The 20,320-nt window shown below is 46.7% G+C and carries 16 protein-coding genes; 6 read left to right on the top strand and 10 right to left on the bottom strand.

Going from position 1 to position 20,320, the window contains the following annotated elements:
- Nucleotides 1-1,584, top strand: a complete 1,584-nt coding sequence (locus SEDOR53_RS0108140; RefSeq protein WP_026769287.1) for an NAD(P)/FAD-dependent oxidoreductase — start codon at nucleotides 1-3, stop codon at nucleotides 1,582-1,584.
- Nucleotides 1,585-1,852: 268 nt separating this feature from the next.
- Here SEDOR53_RS0108140 and SEDOR53_RS0108135 read toward each other — a convergent pair whose 3' ends face one another.
- The 5 genes from SEDOR53_RS0108135 to SEDOR53_RS0108115 all read right to left on the bottom strand — a co-directional run bounded on the left by SEDOR53_RS0108135 (nucleotide 1,853) and on the right by SEDOR53_RS0108115 (nucleotide 5,140).
- On the bottom strand, nucleotides 1,853-2,491 hold the full coding sequence (locus SEDOR53_RS0108135; RefSeq protein ID WP_026769286.1) for a response regulator transcription factor: 639 nt from the start codon (nucleotides 2,489-2,491) through the stop codon (nucleotides 1,853-1,855).
- Nucleotides 2,484-3,272: a sensor histidine kinase gene (locus SEDOR53_RS0108130; protein WP_026769285.1), complete on the bottom strand. Its 789-nt coding sequence runs from the start codon at nucleotides 3,270-3,272 to the stop codon at nucleotides 2,484-2,486. Before SEDOR53_RS0108130 ends, SEDOR53_RS0108135 begins: the two co-directional genes overlap by 8 nt.
- Nucleotides 3,248-3,910, bottom strand: coding sequence for a hypothetical protein (locus SEDOR53_RS0108125; protein ID WP_037360816.1), 663 nt, complete (start codon nucleotides 3,908-3,910; stop codon nucleotides 3,248-3,250). The genes SEDOR53_RS0108130 and SEDOR53_RS0108125 overlap by 25 nt, the downstream gene beginning before the upstream one ends.
- A 13-nt stretch (nucleotides 3,911-3,923) precedes the next feature.
- Entirely contained in the window at nucleotides 3,924-4,613 is a 690-nt protein-coding gene (locus SEDOR53_RS0108120) for a hypothetical protein (protein WP_026769283.1), read from the bottom strand.
- Between the two features lie 83 nt (nucleotides 4,614-4,696).
- The gene (locus SEDOR53_RS0108115) at nucleotides 4,697-5,140 is read right to left on the bottom strand and encodes a hypothetical protein (RefSeq protein ID WP_026769282.1); all 444 of its coding nucleotides are present in this window, start codon (nucleotides 5,138-5,140) and stop codon (nucleotides 4,697-4,699) included.
- A 121-nt stretch (nucleotides 5,141-5,261) separates the two neighbouring features.
- Here SEDOR53_RS0108115 and SEDOR53_RS0108110 point away from each other — a divergent pair, with 121 nt between their 5' ends.
- Nucleotides 5,262-6,227, top strand: coding sequence for an ABC transporter ATP-binding protein (locus tag SEDOR53_RS0108110; protein WP_232214738.1), 966 nt, complete (start codon nucleotides 5,262-5,264; stop codon nucleotides 6,225-6,227).
- A gap of 100 nt (nucleotides 6,228-6,327) precedes the next feature.
- The gene (locus tag SEDOR53_RS0108105) at nucleotides 6,328-7,665 is read left to right on the top strand and encodes an ABC transporter permease (protein WP_026769280.1); all 1,338 of its coding nucleotides are present in this window, start codon (nucleotides 6,328-6,330) and stop codon (nucleotides 7,663-7,665) included.
- A 1-nt stretch (nucleotide 7,666) separates the two neighbouring features.
- Here the strand turns inward: SEDOR53_RS0108105 and sprA are convergent, their stop codons facing one another.
- Nucleotides 7,667-14,857, bottom strand: a complete 7,191-nt coding sequence (gene sprA, locus SEDOR53_RS17470; protein ID WP_232214737.1) for a cell surface protein SprA — start codon at nucleotides 14,855-14,857, stop codon at nucleotides 7,667-7,669.
- A 124-nt stretch (nucleotides 14,858-14,981) separates the two neighbouring features.
- A complete protein-coding gene (gene ruvA, locus SEDOR53_RS0108095; protein WP_026769279.1) occupies nucleotides 14,982-15,566 on the bottom strand; it encodes a Holliday junction branch migration protein RuvA in 585 nt (194 codons plus the stop codon).
- A 119-nt stretch (nucleotides 15,567-15,685) separates the two neighbouring features.
- Here ruvA and SEDOR53_RS0108090 point away from each other — a divergent pair, with 119 nt between their 5' ends.
- From SEDOR53_RS0108090 to SEDOR53_RS0108080, 3 genes are read left to right on the top strand one after another with little or no spacing between them, the layout of a single operon-like run.
- Nucleotides 15,686-16,684, top strand: coding sequence for a beta-ketoacyl-ACP synthase III (locus SEDOR53_RS0108090; protein WP_037360812.1), 999 nt, complete (start codon nucleotides 15,686-15,688; stop codon nucleotides 16,682-16,684).
- Nucleotides 16,685-16,695: 11 nt separating this feature from the next.
- Nucleotides 16,696-17,925, top strand: coding sequence for a PLP-dependent aspartate aminotransferase family protein (locus tag SEDOR53_RS0108085; protein WP_026769277.1), 1,230 nt, complete (start codon nucleotides 16,696-16,698; stop codon nucleotides 17,923-17,925).
- A gap of 1 nt (nucleotide 17,926) precedes the next feature.
- Nucleotides 17,927-18,379 (top strand): GNAT family N-acetyltransferase, encoded by a 453-nt coding sequence (locus SEDOR53_RS0108080; RefSeq protein WP_026769276.1) that lies wholly within the window; start codon nucleotides 17,927-17,929, stop codon nucleotides 18,377-18,379.
- Here the strand turns inward: SEDOR53_RS0108080 and fabD are convergent.
- From fabD to SEDOR53_RS0108065, 3 genes are read right to left on the bottom strand one after another with little or no spacing between them, the layout of a single operon-like run.
- Nucleotides 18,376-19,266: an ACP S-malonyltransferase gene (gene fabD / locus SEDOR53_RS0108075; protein ID WP_026769275.1), complete on the bottom strand. Its 891-nt coding sequence runs from the start codon at nucleotides 19,264-19,266 to the stop codon at nucleotides 18,376-18,378. The genes SEDOR53_RS0108080 and fabD overlap by 4 nt on opposite strands.
- A gap of 25 nt (nucleotides 19,267-19,291) precedes the next feature.
- Entirely contained in the window at nucleotides 19,292-19,888 is a 597-nt protein-coding gene (folE, locus tag SEDOR53_RS0108070; RefSeq protein ID WP_026769274.1) for a GTP cyclohydrolase I FolE, read from the bottom strand.
- Between the two features lie 17 nt (nucleotides 19,889-19,905).
- The gene (locus SEDOR53_RS0108065) at nucleotides 19,906-20,319 is read right to left on the bottom strand and encodes a 6-carboxytetrahydropterin synthase (RefSeq protein WP_026769273.1); all 414 of its coding nucleotides are present in this window, start codon (nucleotides 20,317-20,319) and stop codon (nucleotides 19,906-19,908) included.
- Nucleotide 20,320: the final 1 nt, after the last annotated feature.

Below are 20,320 nucleotides of genomic sequence, written 5' to 3'. Positions count from 1 at the left end.
ATGCAATCACAGATCACGCTTAAACTCAGTCCCGCTGAAGCGGCCGATGCTGCAATCGTACGCAATTATATCGCGCGTTCGGCCGGCAAAACAGATGCGGCCGTTACAGGCTATCATATCCTCAAACAATCCATCGATGCACGTGGCAGGCAGGTATGGATCAACCTCACGGTACAGGCGTTCATTGACGAGCCTTTTCACCTGCGGGAAAATAGTCGCGTATCTTTCAGGGATGTGAGCCGGTCACCCTACAGTGTGATCATTGTGGGTGCAGGTCCCGCCGGTTTATTTGCAGCATTGCGCCTGCTGGAAGCCGGCATCAAACCTGTGATCCTGGAAAGAGGTAAAAATGTGCGGGACCGCCGCCGCGACCTCGCCGCACTGAACAAGGCAGGCATCGTGAACCCGGAAAGCAATTATTGTTTTGGCGAAGGTGGGGCAGGCACTTACAGCGACGGTAAATTGTATACCCGCAGTAGTAAGCGTGGCAACATCAATCGCGTCTTGCAGCTTTTTCACCAGTTCGGTGCGGAAGAAAATATTTTATACGAAGCGCATCCGCATATAGGTACCAATAAATTGCCGCATATCATCACTGCCATGCGGCAACAGGTTATCGATGCCGGCGGTGTTTTTCTTTTTGAAAAAAAACTGACCGACCTGGTCATCAGCCGGCAGGAAATCCAGGGCGTTGTAACAGCCGATGGAGAGACATTGAAAGCCGATGCTGTTGTATTGGCAACCGGCCATTCTGCCCGCGATGTATTCGAACTGCTGCACAGGAAAAATATCCTCATAGAGGCCAAACCTTTTGCACTTGGTGTCCGGATTGAGCATCCTCAGTCGTTGATCGATTCCATACAATACCATAACTCCATTCGCGATCCGTTCCTGCCTCCTGCGTCTTACGGCGTAGTAGAACAAGTTAACGACAGAGGGGTTTTCAGCTTTTGCATGTGCCCAGGTGGCATCATTGCTCCTGCTGCCACCCATCCCGGCGAACTGGTGGTGAACGGCTGGAGCCCCAGTAAACGCAACAATGCGCATGCTAACAGCGGCATGGTAGTGCAAATAACATTGGAAGATGCACAAAAACATTTTGCGCACACAAAACCTCAATTATTATCCTCACCGCTACTGCTGATGCATTTTCAACAAGCCGTTGAACAAGCCGCATACCAGGCAGGGGGCGGTGCATTGGTGGCACCGGCTCAACGGGTGGTTGATTTTTGTATGGGCAACACATCTGCCAACCTGCCTGACTGTAGTTACCTGCCCGGTATCACGCCTGCAAATCTTGGCACCGTACTGCCTGGCTTCGTATATCAAAGTCTTCAGGCCGCATTGAAAGCATTTGGCAATAGAATGCGTGGATATTACACGAACGATGCGGTGGTGGTAGCAACAGAAAGCAGGACCTCTTCTCCCGTACGCATCCCCCGGCACAACCAAAGCCTGGAACATCCCCAGATCAAAAAACTGTATCCTTGTGGTGAAGGCGCCGGCTATGCCGGAGGAATTGTTAGTGCAGCGATGGATGGAGAGCGGGTGGCCGAACAGCTGATTTTAAGACTACAAGCTTAAAAATAAAGGAGAGGTGGAAACCTCTCCTGCCCCCAATATAAATCAACGTCTGAGAAAAATTACAGTGATTGTTATCCTGACCAACAAGGTGGAAAAGTCAGAGAGTCAGAGATAGCAAGCCATCTTCCCCCCGGATATGACCGCTATCTCTTATGATCAGGTACTTTTTAAGTTACCCTCAACTCCCTTTCATAAAGCAAACTTAAATGAGCGGAAAGATCCAGCATACGTGAAAAACACCCATTTTTCAGGGGAAAATCACCCTTTTTTACAGCACTACAATGCCGTTTCTGATAGCGTAGATAGCCAGACCTACCCTGGTAGTTACATTGAGTTTCTGGAAAAGAGCATCCCGGTAGCCGTCTACCGTACGTACGCTCACCCCCATTTCATCGGCAATTTCTTTATAGGTCTTATCGGTGCAGGTCCAGCGGAGAAAAGCCAGTTCTTTTTCATTCATCATAGAACGCAAGCCTTCTTCGCTGATATATTTATCATTCGCCTTCATACGAGGCGTGAGCAGTTCATTATAATAATACCCCTTTTCCTGTACCTGGTGCAGCGCATCGCGCAGTTCTTCTGGTTCACAGTCTTTGAGAATATAACCCCTTGCGCCATTTTTCAGCATACGGATGACCACCAGGTCGTTCTTGATCATACTCAACGCCACTACCTTAACCTGGGGGTGATGCTGTTTGACCCAGCGGGCCGTTTCAACGCCATCCATTACCGGCATCGTAATATCCAGCAGGGCAATATCTGGCAATCCCTTTTCTTTAAGCTGTTCGATGAACTCCTCGCCATTGCCTGCCTCTATGGTTACCTTAAAATCCTGTAACATATTGATCAGTACGGCCAGGCTTTTGCGTAGTACCACATGATCATCTACCAATGCAATCTTAATCATAATTATGTGCTTTAAATAAAAGGTTAACGATGGTACCTCTGTCCTCTTCACTATGAACGGTAGCCTGGGCGCCTATTATTTTTGCCCGCTGTTCAATACTGAGCAATCCGATACCGGGTTTGAACCCTTCTTTTTTCCGATCAAACCCTTTGCCATTGTCTTTAATCATGATCTGGATATCCTCTTCCTGTTTAAAAATATTGATACTTACATGGGTGGCGCCCGAATGTTTCACCATATTGTTCAACGCCTCCTGTATCATACGGAACAGGAAAATGGTTTTGTTTTTATCTACTACCAACGGCTCTACCTGCGTACTGAAAGTGGTAGTGAACAATCCTGTTTTTTCCAACTGTTCCAATTCATGCCTGATGGCTATGATCAGACCTTCCTCCAATAATCTGTCGGCGTAATACCCGGCACTCAAAGCCCTCAGTTCACGGATGGCTTTTCCCACCAGTTCGGAAATATCATTCAGCTTTTCATTGCCGCCCACTTCCATGGCCAGAATACTCAGGTTCACTTTGGCCAGGCTCAGTATCTGCCCTACATTATCGTGTATTTCCTGGCTCACTGTCTTGAAGGTCTGTTCCTGCATTTCCAGCTGCGCCTGCAACAACTCCTGTTGTACCTGCGCCTCTCTGACTTTTTTCTCCAGCAACATTTTCTTTTTACTCCTCAAAAAATTAAGCACCACCAACAGCATCATGAAACCAAACAGCAGCACAAAAAAACTACCGGTGAGTACCGCTATGATCAGATTGTTTTTCTCTTCCTGCATAATATGAAAGCCGTTATGAAACAGCCATATAAAATTATACTTAATACCTGGGGAATGATATTATAAAGATACAAACCCATCAACTTGATGTTCGCATGCTCCAGTGTTTTATGCAATACGAACGACAAACCGATTCCCGAAAAGAAAGTAAATATGCCTACTGCCATCCAGAAATCAGGTAAAGAAAGCGCATTCTCCTCTTCCGCATTGATAAATAACCTATAAAAATAAATGCAGGAAAGAATTGTAAAACAAAAGCCGTTCAATGCCATCAAATAAAAATAGGGCTCTACGAACACGTACGAAAAAAAGAACAGGAACAGGTAGCTGGCGATGATAACGATCGCCATGCTCTCCGTTGTCTTTTTTAACACCTTGCTTTTAAAAGCCTCCCAGAAAAACCGACTATAAAAAATAGTCTCGATGATACTTACCCACAAATAAATATGCGTGTTGCCCCTTGGGTTGTAGGTCCCGGAAAATGCAACGATGTGATAAATAGCCCCTGCTTCCGCATATAACACAAAAAACAAAAAGGGAATAGCATACACATACCAGGTACCCCTTAGCTTTTTATAACTAAAAATAGCTACTAACAGGCTGGTGAATTCAGATATGACGCTTAAAGATATTGGCATTTAACTGGGCCTTTTAGCTATCTGCGTTGGATAGCCTTGTTTGTTTCTTTCTGATTAATATAAATGCAACTATAGGGCAACCGTATAAAAACACGCACAATATTTGCGCAATAAAACTATAAAGTGGCAATCCCATTATCCTGATACTGAAATTTTTTAATACTCCATGCATCACTGAAGAAATAGCAGTACCGGTAAAGAAAATGAATATGCCTGTTATCACCCAAAATGCAGGCAATTTCCATATCGAATCTGCTTCCTCTGAATACAGAAATAACTCATAAAAATAAATACAACATAAAAAAGTGAGATAGAATGTTTCTACCACAAACCCATAATAGCATGGTTCTACATAACGTCTGAAAAAGAAAAACAGGAATAAGAAGTAACAGACCAGCAAAGAGGTGAATACGGTGATTAGTTTCCTGACAACCACATTTCGAATCTCTGTATAAAGGAAATAACTCAGGAATGCGCCCATCACAGCCCATACCCATAAATAAATATGCATGTTGTTCCGGTCTTCCGGCTTCAATGTAAGTGACAAAACATATTTAAAGTAACTAGCTCCCAATTCTCCATAAAGGACAAATGCCAGGTAGTAGATAAAATAGAAATAGATCGTCCCTTTCAGATACTTATAGTTCCACAATGCCGCCAGGAGGCAGATCAATTCAGTAATATGATTCAATTCTACTCGCATAATTATAATCAGGTCCGGAGAACCTCCGGCAAAAAACAATTCATTCTATCTTATCCGTTCAATATTGAAAGCCACATACTACATCAAGGCTGACTCTGGCCACTATTATAAGGGTCCGTTGGTGTAGTTACACCAATATAAGGATTCGTTGGGTCCGGAGCAGGTGTTGCATCCGTTTTAGCCCCTTCCCTGCCATAGCTTTCCTCAATATGCTTATTAAATTGATGCTTGTGCTTTCCGTTACTTGCAGTGGAATCCGCTTTGTACACACTAGGCGTCATTAATACACTTAGTTTGTGGTCTCCCTGGTTTATATAAGGCAGGAAACTGATACACCGGTCATCAGGGTCGGTGACATTCATGCCCACCAACTCCTTTTCCGCAATATCCAGAAAAGCCCTGAGTTCTGCAATGGTATAACTGATCGATTCCCGGTAATAAGGAGTTCCTGCAAACTGTTTGCGGTATGCATCAATACCTTGCCTCGCTTCGGAAGCTGGTACATGTTTGCCTTTAGCTTTATTCATGTTAGATGGTTTTTGGTTGATCGGTAAAAATAAACAACGGTAGAGATCCGGCAACCGTTTTTTCACCCATTTTTCAGGAATGTTTCCGCTGGTGTAAATATTTCACCGATCAGTACGCTGAATGATTACATTTGATTTCAATCATCTTTCTACCATGCAGAACATACTGGAACTAACCAACCTCAGGAAATATTATGCTACCCAGAAAGCGGTAGACGATATCAGTTTCTCCATCGAAAAAGGCAGCATATTCGGACTCCTCGGTCCCAATGGCGCCGGCAAAACCACGCTGCTGCGCATGATCACGGGTATTTTCTATCCCGACAGCGGGCAAATACAATTCGACGGTAAAACTTTCAATCCTGTTGAAGACGTACGCAAGATCGGGTATATGCCGGAAGAAAGAGGACTGTATAAAAAAATGAAAATTGGCGACCAGGTCATGTACCTGGCACAGTTGAAGGGGCTGAGCCGGCAAGATGCGTTAAAGCAAATCAAATACTGGTTCAAAAGACTGGAAATGGAAAGCTGGTGGACCAAGAAAGTAGAAGACCTGAGCAAGGGCATGAGCCAGAAACTGCAATTTGTTACTACTGTACTCCACGAACCGCAACTCATCATACTGGATGAACCTTTCAGCGGCCTCGACCCGCTCAATGCCAACCTCATCAAAGACGAAATATATGGCCTCGCCCAGCGCGGCAGTACGATCATCTTCAGCACCCATCGCATGGAGCAGGTAGAAGAGATCTGCGATCATATTGTATTGATGAACCTGGGCAAAAAAATACTGGATGGAACAGTTGCCGATGTGAAACAACAATTCAAAGAAAATAAATTCAGCATCAAACTACAAGAGTTACCTGCACACACCAGTAGTCCGGCTTTCAATGTGATTGACCAGCAAGCGAATGCTTTCACCGTAAAGATCAACGAAGGTCATAGAAGCAACGACGTGCTGCAATTTTTTCTGCAGCAACAATGTACCATCGAAGCCTTTCATGAGATACTTCCTTCACTCAATGATATTTTCATTCGCTTAGTGGAAGGAAGTAAGGCAAAAACCAGACAATTTGAAAACGCATAACGCGTCATCCCGAGCGCAGCCGAGAGATCTCATCAAGTCTTGAGCAAGATCCCTCGACTCGCTTTGCTCGCTCGGAATGACGTAAAAATAAATACAACCAATGAACAAAATATTCCTCGTTGCCCAACGTGAATTCCTGACAAGGGTGCAGAAAAAAACTTTCCTGCTTTCCACCATCGGTCTCCCCCTGCTCATTTTCAGCCTCTATGCTGGCATGATCTATTTTTCTGTCAAGTCAACCGATCATTTCAAAGTAGCGGTGATCGATAAAGCCCATCTTTTCAATGGCAGTATCGATGACAAAAAAACAACCGAGCTCATCTTTAATTTTGTAAGTGATGATACCGCGTCTGTCCAAAAGAAACTCGATAACCACACTTATGATGCCTACCTGTATGTGCCTGCAGACTTTTCAATAGACTCGCCTTCCGATTCACTCCAATTGCGCTCCGGCAAAGCCATCGGCCTGCTGACCCGTGAAACCATCCAGAAACGCATCAGTGGCGCGCTGGAAGAGAAAAGGCTTTTGTCGATGAATATTTCCAAGCAGCAGCTCGACAGCGCCAGGGCCGAAAAAGATTATATCCGTTTCTCCAATGCTGCCGGTAAAACAAACAACGATTCCAAAGTGGGTGTTAGTTATGCCGTAGGAATGATTTCAGGTTTCCTCATTTACATCATCCTGTTCCTCTATGGCACCATGGTGATGCGTGGGGTGATGGAAGAAAAAGTTAACCGCATTGCCGAAGTAATTGTGAGCAGCGTCAGGCCTTTTCAACTGATGATGGGTAAAATACTGGGCATCGGCTCTGTTGGATTGGTTCAATTCGTTATCTGGATAGTGCTGGTATTTGGCCTTCAACTGATCCTTCCTATGATCTTCCCCGATCTTGCAACGCAAATGCAGGCACAGCCAATACAACCCGGTGCGGTGGGTGCTGCACAAGCAATGAAAGCCAGCGGGGCGATGGGTGGCCTCATGAGCGGACTCAGCGACATCAATTTCCCGCTGATCATTGGCTGTTTTATTTTTTATTTCATGGGAGGATATTTCCTCTATTCATCACTTTTTGCTGCGGTTGGCAGCGCGGTGAACGAAGACCCGCAGGATGCACAAAGTCTGCTACTGCCCATTATGATGCCGGTGATATTTGCGCTGGTGATCATGACCAAAGCCGTCAACGACCCCAACAGCAGCCTGGCCGTATTTGGCAGCCTCTTCCCCTTCACGTCTCCCATCGTAATGATGGCACGTATCGCGCACGGCATTCCCGATGGCGTTACATTGATCCAGTTGCTTGTGAGCATGGCATTGCTGGTGGCAGGTTTTCTCTGCACTACCTGGCTGGCGGGCAAAATCTATCGCACCGGTATTCTCATGTACGGCAAAAAAGTTACCTGGAAAGAAATGTGGAAATGGGCGTTCCGGAAGAATTAACTTATTGCAGAGCGATCCGCACACTGACACCTGCACGCGTTTGGGTACTGGGCGCCGAAGTGGAAATATAAGGGATCGTTCTTCGTTGGTCGTAGAAGAATTTGATGTTGATCCTGCTGTTCAACACATAATCAACAGCAGGAGAAATCGTAATTTCTTTTTGTCCGCCTGTACCATAAGCATTACTCTGGTCGAGCCTGCTGTTGCTGTTAGATACGTCACGCATCGAAAAATCAAGTTTCAGGTTCAAATCATTCACCAGTTTCTTGCTGTTGGCGCCAGGTATCTTAAAAGGCAGGTTCACGCCGCGTTTGCGCCAACTGAATCCAAAGACCCATTCCGTAGCACGGCTTTCGGTCAGCTGATAGTCTATCAGGCTAAGGCTTAATTGCCGGCTCTTCTTGTATTCAAATGAGAGGTTGAGTTGTTTGATCGTGGTTACATCTACTTTAATCAACGGATCGAACTTTTCTATCATAGTGATATTGGGTACCAGGAAGAAAGGAATATAGTTACCACTCACCGTATCGATGAACCCGGGCGCGTTGAAACGGAAAGGATCACGATAAAGCAAAGCACTGTTGAAACTGTTCATGCTCAACTCGCCGCTGTAATTATGCGTAAGCGTAATGCCACTGAATATCGAAGCCAAAGCAGGTATCCTACTCAAGCCCGTGTATGTGACATGCCAGTTCGGCTTAGGCAGGATGCCCCCGAATGGATTAGAAGATATCTTTCCATTCGACTGATTAATCAAAGCAATACTGTTAGGGTCTTTACCGGTATACGCGGCCAGGAATGCTGGCACCAGCACATCCTGCGAATAACGCCCGTAACCCGTCGCAAATCCATCGGCTCCGAATTTTTGTGTTCCGGGCAATGCCTGCCAATAAGGGTTGGCGGCAGCCACACGGCGAGACACGATGATACGATTGCTCTCGAATGTTTTGAACAGATCAGATATTTCATTCGGGTTTTCCTTCTGGAACAAAGTATTGAGTGCAATGTAAGATACGCTGAAGCCACCGGTAGCCAGCGGATTGAGATGGCTCATAGTACCATTGCCCAGTGTATCTTTGAACAATTCTGAATATTCCTTACTAAAGCTTTTGCCAAGGGTGAGGTCAATCACAAGGTCACGGATAGGTATTATCTGCGCGGTGATGTTGAGTCGTTGTTCAAAATTTTGTCTGTACAGGAAGTTAAAAGTACTATCCCTGCTCAACAATCCTTTCGCTGCTTTTTCATTTAACCAGCTGGTATCCGGTTGCCGACCGAAAACATAATCTAATCCAGGCGCCATCGTATTCCAGTCCTGCCCCAGGAGCTTGGTCTTATCCATATAACCGGGTACACGGCTGTGATAATTCTCTGCATAGTTGATGTTAACACTTTTGATCATAGTGAGTAACCCGCCCGCAGTCCTTTCCAGTCCATTCAATTCCGGTAGCTGACTGGCTTTCAGTAAACGTTGTGCAATCCGTTCATCGCGCTTCCGTTCACGCCATTTACGCAATGCATCTGCCCGCGGCTTTCCAGTAAGACCCCGCAACGCTTCTTCTTTGGTGGGAAGCGTAGAACCCAACAGATTATTATTTGGTTTAGCCGGGCCTCCCGTTTTAGGCCTGGGCGGTGGTATATTATCCAATGCCCGCAACCATCTTGATTTTTTATACAGGTTATCAAAATTAAATTGGGCGTTCACATTATTTTCCTGCGAGTTTTCAATAGTGTTTCCCAGGCCGGGTGCCAACAGGCTCCCCCCAATCCAGTTGTATGAAGTGCCATAACTGTAACGTGTCTGGATCCAATCAAATGCCGGAATCTTATTCAATGGAATATTATAATTCAGGATGGCTTTTTGCTGGTAAAGCGTATTTCTTCCGCCTTTAAAGAAATTATTCCTCACCGAATCTTTCTTCGCTTTGGTATCGATCCGGCCATAAGGCTCATCTACACGCGCATTATTGGTAGCAGAAAAATCAAAGTTGAGCGAATGGGTAAGATCCCAACGCATATTATAATAACGATCGAACGTAAAATATTTATCGTAGGTAGTGTCCACACGATCTACCTTACTATCGATCGTATTCACAATCCGCGGGATGAACTCTCCAAACTGCCGGTTCACATCGGCCCTGAAACTGAGGTAGGAAGGCATGGGGCTGAAGTTGAAATCCCGCAGGAGCGACAGCCAGGGCGAACGGCTGCGCACCAGCTTTTTGAAAGGCTCCACAAAACGGCTCGATCTGTTATAAGTATAACCCAACCCTCCACGGTGCCTCACAACCGTGTTCTGTTGCACAATGGGGCTGCTTTGTTGCATCTCTGTATAAGAATAACTGAAATCAAAATTGCTCAGCTTCAACAGGCCCGGTTTTTTGCCCGGCAACATCCGCACATTGGTAAAGTTCAATGTTTTGATGGTGGTCTGGTCAATCGCCACATTACGTATGGAATCCCGTTGCGCTTGTGTCTTAGCCGCATTGAGTTTATCCTTGTAACGGATATCCATATCATAAGGATCGTACTCAGGTGTATACACCGTTCGGTTAATGCTTGCATACACCGGTACCGATAACCGTGCTTCTTTGGGAACCAGTTTACCTGCATCGATATTGGTGGCCACATCAAATTGCACCAGGTTATCCCGCGCTCTTTCGTTCACCCGCTGTTCAATAGAACCAAAGCCTTGTGTATGCGTATTGGCTGATACCGACAAAGTACCCAGGTCTGCCATCTGCACATCTACCCTGCCCAGTGCGGCCCATCCGCCATGTTCGTCCAACTCCGATAAACGAAGCTCATTCACCCACACTTCGGTGCTCAGCATGGGGCCATCTACTTTATATGGATTCTCAACCCCCACCAGCATACCCCTTAATTCTCCCAGGTTGGGGTTACCTAAAATAGAAAAGGTTTTATTACCCACTGTTTCGCGGTAAATGGTAGCGGGCGAGGCGCCTTTGCTATTCCTGCGCATTTTCATATCAATCAGTTCCCGCAGGCTGAAATCGAGGTTGTTATCGGTGGGCCATACTTTTTCTTCCTGTCCCACCGGGTAATTACCCGGTGGCGTGATCCTCAATGGTATCTTGATCTCGTAATAGTTGTTCAGGAAATCCTGGCCAATACGTATGATGGCATTCAGTTCGCCGTCTTTCACCACGCGTTGTCCTGTTACAGATTCTGCGTGGATATACATAGACAGCTTGCCGTATTGCCTGATATCCATGTTCAGCGTTTTGAATACGCCCCTGGAATCTCCGCTCGCCAGGTTGCCGATGCGCAAGCTCATCGCCTGTTCGTTCTGTTGCAGGTTCACACCATTATTGCTGAGTATCTGAATCCGTTGTACATCGGGTGGCATGATGTAATTCACCGGCTGGCGGCTGCTGTTCTCTTCCAGGTTAACAGCCAGTGTATTAAAACTGGTACCTGAATTGTTATTCACAGGTACATAAGAGCCGGTAGTATCTATCTGGAAAGCGAACTGCCTCCACACATTACGTACCAGGTCGAGCTTTGCAAAACGCAACACCACAGAATCATCAAAGCCCGTCAGGTATATGCGCATGAAACGGATCGATTTAAAATCGGGTATATTCCCTATTTTCCTCGTGTATGATCTGATGGGTATGCGGAATAAAAACCAGTTCTCCACGTGCGTGGAACCATCGGCAGCGTTCACGGTTACCCGTCTTTTATCGGTGATATAAGGAGAAGTGCCTACATCCATACCTGGAGCTATCGGTATCTCGTATTCGTAATACGATTCATTTTCGTTCAGCGTATTATCGCGGTTAAGGTCTTCATTATCGGGGTACAAAGTGGCGGCAGAAGTGAATTGTCCGTTTGTTGTAGCCACTGGTGAATTACCCTGCGGGTTGTTATAGTTCTTGTACCTGCCCAAAATACCTGTACCGGCCTGGTCGAACGCAGCATCGCGATACCATTTGTAATTATCGCTTGCAGGGTCATCATAAGTCTTCTTATACACTTCAGAACCCGTACCAAAATTATTGGCAAGCCTGTCCAGCACATACGATTTCTTCCTTCGCTCTCCTGCATCATCCAACCCGTCGAAACCCACATCCTGGTAAGGCCTGTCATCCGGATTATTGCTGAAAGCCTGCGTAACCTGTATGGGATTCACTGGTGTTTTTCCCCAGGTATTGCTGCTGTCCACCGCTGCAGGAATATTAGGCGTATTCATCCCGTTCTCATAAAAACGTTTGCCGTCTTTCAGGATATCTTCGCTCACATCACCAAAGTTCAAAAACAGTTTACCCCCTTTGCTGCCGGGATTTTTGATGAAAGGGTCCTGCACCCAGGCTTCTACAAATTCAATATTACCCGTTTCAAAATCGGTCTGGTCCAGCGCACGCATCAGGCCTCCCCAGCGGCTCGAGGGTCTGGTAAGTTTGCCCGCAGCCGTTAGTTCTGTTGAGCGTGTTTCGAAATTATACGGCCCTTTTTCAGTAGGATAAAAAGCCAGGTCAAACGTAGGCGTTTGTACATCCGTAATATTAGTGGTGCGCTGTGGGAAAAGTTCTTTGGTGAATACCTGACGTACCCTGGGGTCGCTCAGTTCATCGAGGTTCCTGCGCAAAGGATTATTGGGACTATTTTTGTCCTGCAGGTTGGGTTCAATATTATACCAGGCGAGTTTGGCCCTGTTAAAATTGTAATCAATTGAATCGGTTAAAGTAGCTTCAGGAAATTTGGGATTGCCTGCAGGCGTTGAAGCCAATGCCCAGGATACAAAGGGGAAACGCAGATCAATGTTGGTACGTGTTCCTTCAAAGTCATCAATATAGATCAACCCCTGGCTTCCCTTGCCTATCTGTTGCGGATGCCCGGGCTTAAGCACTGCCGCTTCACCGTAAGCACTGATGGCTGACTTTGCTTTCGTAGAATAAAAAGGCAGTTTGTTCAGGAAACGTGTAAGTCCCGGCCATTCCGACTGGTAGCTGAAATCTACCCCATACATGGTATTACTGATGGGGTCATTCCCATAATCCATCTTGGTAAAGAAAGGCCTTTCACCCAGGTGCTCCACCATAGCGCCTACCGCCAATTTTTTATTGGCGATATAATCCAGTCGCAATGCAGAAAATCCCCGCTGTTGCATACCGAACGTAGCATTGTTCTCGAACGATACATTCACCGGCACATTAGAATTGATGATGGCCTGGTTAAGGATCTTCACCGAGCCCAGGTTATAGTCCACCGTAAAATCCGCTCCTTCACGCAGTTTTTGTCCCCCTGCCGTTACCGACACCGACCCCGGCGGAATATTGAATGCATTCAGCAAAATATCGGAACCGCCACTGCCACTACCCCTTACATGTCCCTGCATCACAAAACGATTCAGGTTGGCATAGGTTTGTGCAATGGCTTTGATGGAATCATACAACTGATAGTACACATATTTTTTCTTGATGGCGGGAGACATGCCTGCAAACGCAAGTGTGTCGAGGTCACGGCCAAATGGTTCCAGTACAGGAAAAACAATGCGGCCCGACTGCGGCAATACTGTAAACCCTTCTACATAGTCGAACACACCATCCGGCTGCGGGTCGTTGCGGCTGTTGAGCCGGTCGAGGTTCAGGATACGCAATAAAGGTTGCCCGTCTACCGCTTTTGAGGTTTCAGGAAGGTATCTTTTGAGCCCTCCGCTGGGCTCCTGGTAAAGTACATTCAACTTAAAGTCTTCACGCTGGATACCGCCGAACACATCCAGCGAGTACACGTTCTTCATCATCCATCCCCAGATAGGTAACTGTGTTCTTTGCGAGGTGGCTTTCAGCAATTTCAGGAATAATACTTTCTGCACACCTTTGGAAGAATCCAGCGCCACATCCTGCGAAAATTCTCCCACCTGGTATACCCTTCCATTATAAGTATATTGGTATGCCACTGCCAGCACTTCATCGGGCTGCAATTGAAGGTTCAGTGAGAGAAAACCTACTTGTGGGTTGAAATAATATTCCGTTGTATTCAGCTTACGTGCAAAAGTCTTTTCGTAATCGTCCACTGCATGCAACCCTCTTGCCTGCAACAAGCTATTGATGATGGCGGGGTTGCGTGCACTGGGATTACTGACCAGCGAACTGTACAGGTTGTTGGCGCCATTAAAAGGAAGTGGGCTGCCGCTTTGCGAAATAATTGACGGGTTATACGGCGTCTGCTCACCCAGGTCCATCAACCCCACGATATCCCTTGCATCGGTAGTAGCGCCGGTACGGTTGGTCACCCATACTTCCATCCGTTGTATCTGCACCTGTGAATTCACCACCGGCAGGTTCTTCATCACCGTATTGTATTGCTTGCGGAAATATTGTCCGAGTAAGAAGTGCCTGTTCTCTTCATAATTATCCAGCGTTTTCTGGAAGCTCTGCGTAGCCGTACCGCCCTGTAACATCACCGATTGCCGCGATGAACGCTGATTGGCAACCGCAGCTGTAACAAAAAGTTTACCGAACTGCAGTTTGGTTTTGAGACCAAACAGGTTCTGCACACTGGGAATCAGGGTTCCTTTGGACTGGAAAGAAATATTGCCCGCTTCGATACTTTTAATGAGCTCATCATCCATGCCCCGGTAATCGAGTTTCAGAAGGTTATCGAAGCTGAGGTTCGAGAGGGTATTGTAATTGATAGGGAATTTCAGTTTGTCGCCAATGTTGGCGTTCACGTTCAGGTTCGCATTCATATCGAAATCGAACCCGCCGTTCTTTCTAGCCCTTTCCGGAAGCGTGGGGTTTTCTATTTTTTGTCCCTGGTAGCCGGCCATGATGTTCACTTCTCCACTGGGACGAATATCTACTTTCAATTTATTATCGGACCCGCCCACCAGGTTATTGATACCGAATATCCGGTCGAACAATTTATTGTATACGCGCATTTTCGGTCGCTGCGCTTTCTTGTTCAGCAAGGTCAGCGCATCGGCCCTTTGTTTGAAATAATCAGTTTCAGCTTGTTGTCCGCTGAGACGCCAGTATTCATCAAAGCTGAGAGCGGTAGGCGTTCGGTAATAATCCTTGCCTATTTTTTCAATGATATAATACTGTTTTGTTTTGGGATCGTATTCAATCCGCCGTTTAATGAGTGAGGTATCGCGTAGATCAAAAGGGTTCCGGCTCTGGGCAGAAAACGCGTCACCGCGACGGTCTGTGATAGGATAGCGCAAAGAATCCGTTCGCTGGGCCTTTGTAATAAGGGGGCCGGCTAACAGGATAAGGATGACGCAGATATGAAAGCAGCTGATTTGCCTCAAAGCTGGTTGCTTGGTTAAGTAGAAATGTTTGCGATATCTATAGGTTTTTGAGTGCTTCTTTGATGATGGTTTCCAGGGATGCATCAGCCGCCAGAGAACCCATTGTTTTTTTAACTGCCTGTTCCGCCATCGGTCTTCCGATACCCAGGGCTACCAGTGCGTGCACCGCATCCGCATCAACGGAATGAGGCATACCTGCCATAGCAGGCCCTTGCAGCGCCTGCTTGCCCAATTTATCTTTCAACTCCACGATCAGCCTTTCTGCCGACTTCTTTCCTATCCCTTTGATACTTTCCAACTGCCGGGTGTTGCCTAGTATAATGGCCCGGGTGATCTCCTCGGGCTTCATGCCCGATAACATCATCCTGGCCGTAGTGGCCCCCACGCCCGACACACTGATGAGTTGCAGGAACAATTCCTTCTCTGCCAGTTCGGCGAAACCATACAAGGTATGGGCATTTTCGGTAATATGCAGGTAAGTAAACAGCAGGCCGCTCTCCTTATTGCTGATGGCCGCATAAGTATTAAGGCTCACCTGCAGGTCGTATCCTACGCCATTCACATCCACCACTATCCTGGCAGGTGTTTTTACCACAAACTGTCCTCTTACAAAAGCTATCATATATTATTCCAACCAAAAATATAGGATTCAGACTTAATTAAAAAGGGGGTATAAAATGATTTATGGATATTTGCAGTCGTTCAGATTATTAATTCTTTGATTATTAGCGTAAGATTAAGATGAAGACTACAGCAGCTATTACCGCAGTAGGCGGTTATGTTCCCAAAGACAAGCTCACCAATTTCGACCTGGAGAAAATGGTGGAAACCAATGATGAATGGATCCGTACCCGTACCGGTATTGAAGAAAGAAGGATTTTAAAAGAGCCCGGCAAAGGCAGCAGTGATATGGCCGTTCCCGCCATTGAAGAGATATTGCGTAAAAAGAACCTCGACCCCAAAGAGATCGATTGTGTGATCTGTGCCACCGTAACGCCCGATATGGTATTCCCGGCTACTGCAAATATTATCTGCGACAAGATCGGTGCCACCAATGCCTGGGGCTACGATATGAGCGCCGCCTGCAGCGGGTTCATCTATGCCCTTACCACCGGTGCCATGTACATAGAAAGTGGTCGTTTTAAGAAAGTGATCGTGGTGGGGGTAGACAAAATGAGTGCCATCATCGATTATACCGATCGTGCCACCTGCATTATTTTTGGCGATGGCGCCGGCGCTGTATTGCTGGAGCCTGCCACAGATGAGAACGGTGTCAAGGACAGCATCCTCAGAAGTGATGGCAGCGGTCGTCATCACCTGCACATGAAAGCAGGCGGATCGGTAAAACCAGCCACCGTAGAAACCGTGCTGGCCAAAGAACATTTCGCTTACCAGGAAGGACAAGCCGTTTTCAAATTCGCTGTTAAAGGCATGGCCGACGTGAGCGCCGAACTGATGGAACGTAACCAACTGACCGGCGACGATGTTGCCTGGCTGGTGCCTCACCAGGCCAACCTGCGCATCATCGATGCAACGGCCAACCGCATGGGACTACCAAAGGAAAAAGTAATGATCAATATCCAGCGCTATGGTAATACTACCGCTGCCACTATCCCGCTCTGTTTATGGGAATGGGAAAGCCGCCTCAAAAAAGGCGACAATGTTGTATTAGCAGCATTTGGTGGTGGATTTACCTGGGGAGCCACCCTCATAAAATGGGCTTATAATACACCCTCTTAAAGAATTGCGTCATGAGTGAACCATTTAACCTCACAGGCATCAGTTCCGTTGCCATGCACACTGCCGGGCACAACAATGCGGAGCATGCCCACCTTACTCCTATCTACGCCACTTCTACTTTTACTTTCGATACGGCGCAGGAAGGGATGGAACGTTTCCTGGGCAGTGATAAGACCAGGATCTACAGCCGTTGGGGTAACCCCACGTTTACGGCAGCAGAAGAAACCATTGCAGCCCTGGAAGCATTCGGATTGAAGGATGAACAAGGGAATCCCTTGCAATTGAAAGCATTGCTGCATGCGAGCGGACAAGCTGCTATGGCTACCCTGTTCCTAAGCAATCTCAAAGCAGGCGACACTGTTTTATCGCATTACTCTTTATATGGCGGCACTTATGAGTTGATGCATAAGGTATTGGGACAAACCGGTGTCAACATCCGCATCGTAGACATGCGCGATCTCAACGAAGTGGCCGATGCAATCAAAAGAGATAATACCATCAGGCTGGTGCATATCGAAACACCTGCCAACCCAACCATACAGTGCGTGGATATAGAAGCCGTAACACGCATCGCCAAAGAAAAGCACCTGCTGGTTTCGGTTGACAATACTTTTGCGTCCCCTTATCTTCAGCAACCTTTCAAATACGGAGTAGATTTTGTATTTCATTCCACCACCAAATTCCTCAATGGCCATGGCACTGCTATTGGCGGGGTTTTGTTGGGGAAGGACCTGGAAAAGATGAAAACAAACGTATGGAAATGGCATGTACTGTTGGGCGGCAACAGCAACCCATTCGATGCATTCCTGCTAAGCCAGGGACTCAAGACCCTGGAGTTACGCATGGAAAGGCATTGTGCCAATGCTATGGAAGTAGCAGGTTTTCTGGCTGCTCACCCGGCGGTGGCCCATGTGAACTACACAGGACTTACTTCACATCCCGATCATGCCGTTTCTCAAAAACAAATGAAACATCCCGGCGCCCTCATGAGTTATGAATTGAAGGGCGGCATCGAAGCCGGCAAACAATTCATCGACCGTTTACAAATGTGCGTGCGCGCCGTTTCATTGGGAACTGTTGATACATTAATATCTCACCCTGCCAGCATGAGCCATGTAGGTGTTGCAAGAGAAGAACGGCTTAAATATGGTATTACCGATGGATTGATACGCATGAGCGTGGGTATTGAAAATATAGCGGATATCCTCAACGACCTCGACCAGGCTTTAAAACTTCACTAACATGGTAGCCATTCATATCAGAAGAGCAGTAAGATCGGATTGTAAAAGATTATTAGAACTGGTGAGCGAGCTTGCAGTGTACGAGAAAGCGCCACAGGAAGTAACGGTTACACTGGAACATTTCGAAGAAAGTGGTTTTGGTGAAAAGCCCGTATGGTGGGCCTTTGTAGCCGAGATCAACGGCAAAGTGGAAGGATTCGCACTCTATTATATACGCTTCAGCACCTGGAAAGGGCAATGCCTTTACCTCGAAGATTTTTTAGTGACAGAAAAACTGCGCGGACTCGGCGCAGGCACCCTGCTGTTCGATCGTGTCATTGCCGAAGCCAAAGAAAAAGGTTTCAGCAGGATGGTATGGCAAGTACTGGAATGGAATCAACCTGCCATCAATTTTTATAAGAAATACAATGCACAGTTGGATGGAGAATGGATGAACGGGATCCTCGATTTTTAACTGATCCCGTCTACCTGCGCATCTTTGTGTATTTTTTGTACCAATCCCTGCAACACTTTTCCCGGACCAACTTCTGTAAAACGCACAGCTCCATCGGCTAGCATGGACTGTACACTTTGTGTCCAGCGAACGGCGCCTGTTAATTGATCAATCAGGTTCTTTTTGATCTCAGCCGTATCAGTTACAGCCCTGGCTACCACATTCTGGTAAACCGGACAGTTAGCTGTATGGAAAACCGTTGATTCAATGGCAGCAGCCAGCTCTTCTTTGGCGGGGAGCATCAACGGACTATGGAAAGCGCCGCCTACCGGCAATACCAGTGCACGCTTAGCGCCTGCAGCTTTCATACGCTCACAGGCAATGTCGATACCTTTTATGGAACCGCTGATGACCAACTGGCCGGGGCAGTTGTAATTCGCAGCCACCACTACTTCACCGGTTTCTGTCTGCACAGCGGCGCAGATCTCTTCTACTTTGGCGTCATCGAGCGCCAGCACAGCCGCCATCGTAGAAGGTGTTAACGCGCAGGCTTTCTGCATGGCTTGCGCACGGATACTTACCAGCTTCAATGCATCTTCAAACTGCAGTACACCATTGGCCACTAATGCAGAAAATTCTCCCAATGAATGACCCGCTACCATATCGGGACGCGCATTTTCAATAGCGCGGTAGGCTATCACTGAATGCAGGAATACCGCCGGCTGTGTAACATTGGTTTGCTTCAATGCTTCATCGGTGCCGGTGAACATGATATCACTGATGCGAAAGCCCAGAATGGCATTCGCCTGTTCAAACAAATCTTTTGCAACAGCATTGCTCTCGTATAAATTTTTTCCCATTCCGGAAAATTGGGAACCCTGACCTGGAAAAACATAAGCATGCTTCATATCCTTACTTTTTGATTTTTATTGATTAATCCAGCTTTGTGCTGATGAGTTTCAGGAACTCACTTCTTGTGGGGTTCTTCATGAATTCTCCATCGAAAGCGGAAGTAGTGGTTACCGAGTTCTGTTTCTGCACGCCGCGCATCATCATACACAAATGTTTGGCTTCAATTACAACTGCCACGCCCAACGGGTTCAATGATTCTTTGATCGCTTCGAGTATCTGCGTGGTAAGCCGCTCCTGTACTTGCAAACGGCGCGAATATACATCTACTACCCTGGCCAGCTTGCTTAAGCCAGTGATCCATCCATTGGGGATATAAGCAATATGCGCTTTACCGAAAAAGGGCAGCATGTGGTGCTCACACATGGAATAGAGCTCAATATCTTTTACAATAATCATTTCATTCACTTCTTCTTTGAAACGGGCAGAATGAATGATGCTCTTGGCATCAAGGTGGTAGCCCTGGGTAAGGAACTGCATGGCTTTGGCTACACGCTCAGGAGTTTTCAACAATCCTTCCCGCTCGGGATCTTCACCCAGGTTCTCCAGCACGCCATGATAATGTTTGATCAGTTTCTCTGTAGTATGTTCGTCGTAATGCTCTTTTTTTGAGTAGGCCATATGGTAAGATTAAGGCTTCAGGCGGGATATTCCACGAAATTTCTTTTGGTTTCATACAACCTGACTGTTAGTTCCAGGTGTTCAGGTATTCGCTTGCGCAAAAGTTGGTAGATCACCACTGCAATATTCTCTGCTGTGGGATTCAGGTTGGTAAATTCCACTGCATCAAGGTTGAGGTTTTTGTGATCAAACCGGGTATGCACTTCTTCACGTATGATCTCACTGAGGTCTTTCAGGTTCATGACATAACCCGTTGCCGGATCAGGTACACCTACCAGTTTTACCACCAGTTCATAATTATGCCCGTGGTAATGCTCATTGTTGCAGAGTCCGAACTCCGCATCGTTCTTTTCCTTACTCCAGGCAGGGTTATGCAACCGGTGCGCTGCGTTGAAATGCTCTTTCCTGAAAACGGCTACTTTCTGGTTCATC

The organism is Asinibacterium sp. OR53, assembly GCF_000515315.1.
Lineage (GTDB): Bacteria > Bacteroidota > Bacteroidia > Chitinophagales > Chitinophagaceae > Sediminibacterium.
Note: the sequence above shows the minus strand (reverse complement) of the source record. Positions and strands in the feature narration are given on the sequence as shown.

What these genes read in the sequence shown, in the direction of transcription:
- fabD (WP_026769275.1), bottom strand. Translation starts at nt 19,266, where the DNA reads ATGAAGCATGCTTATGTTTTTCCAGGTCAGGGTTCCCAATTTTCCGGA.
- SEDOR53_RS0108140 (WP_026769287.1), top strand. Translation starts at nt 1, where the DNA reads ATGCAATCACAGATCACGCTTAAACTCAGTCCCGCTGAAGCGGCCGAT.
- SEDOR53_RS0108130 (WP_026769285.1), bottom strand. Translation starts at nt 3,272, where the DNA reads ATGCAGGAAGAGAAAAACAATCTGATCATAGCGGTACTCACCGGTAGT.
- ruvA (WP_026769279.1), bottom strand. Translation starts at nt 15,566, where the DNA reads ATGATAGCTTTTGTAAGAGGACAGTTTGTGGTAAAAACACCTGCCAGG.
- SEDOR53_RS0108110 (WP_232214738.1), top strand. Translation starts at nt 5,262, where the DNA reads ATGATTACATTTGATTTCAATCATCTTTCTACCATGCAGAACATACTG.
- SEDOR53_RS0108125 (WP_037360816.1), bottom strand. Translation starts at nt 3,910, where the DNA reads ATGCCAATATCTTTAAGCGTCATATCTGAATTCACCAGCCTGTTAGTA.
- SEDOR53_RS0108115 (WP_026769282.1), bottom strand. Translation starts at nt 5,140, where the DNA reads ATGAATAAAGCTAAAGGCAAACATGTACCAGCTTCCGAAGCGAGGCAA.
- SEDOR53_RS0108085 (WP_026769277.1), top strand. Translation starts at nt 16,696, where the DNA reads ATGAGTGAACCATTTAACCTCACAGGCATCAGTTCCGTTGCCATGCAC.
- SEDOR53_RS0108090 (WP_037360812.1), top strand. Translation starts at nt 15,686, where the DNA reads ATGAAGACTACAGCAGCTATTACCGCAGTAGGCGGTTATGTTCCCAAA.
- folE (WP_026769274.1), bottom strand. Translation starts at nt 19,888, where the DNA reads ATGGCCTACTCAAAAAAAGAGCATTACGACGAACATACTACAGAGAAA.
- SEDOR53_RS0108135 (WP_026769286.1), bottom strand. Translation starts at nt 2,491, where the DNA reads ATGATTAAGATTGCATTGGTAGATGATCATGTGGTACTACGCAAAAGC.
- SEDOR53_RS0108080 (WP_026769276.1), top strand. Translation starts at nt 17,927, where the DNA reads ATGGTAGCCATTCATATCAGAAGAGCAGTAAGATCGGATTGTAAAAGA.
- SEDOR53_RS0108105 (WP_026769280.1), top strand. Translation starts at nt 6,328, where the DNA reads ATGAACAAAATATTCCTCGTTGCCCAACGTGAATTCCTGACAAGGGTG.
- SEDOR53_RS0108120 (WP_026769283.1), bottom strand. Translation starts at nt 4,613, where the DNA reads ATGCGAGTAGAATTGAATCATATTACTGAATTGATCTGCCTCCTGGCG.
- SEDOR53_RS0108065 (WP_026769273.1), bottom strand. Translation starts at nt 20,319, where the DNA reads ATGAACCAGAAAGTAGCCGTTTTCAGGAAAGAGCATTTCAACGCAGCG.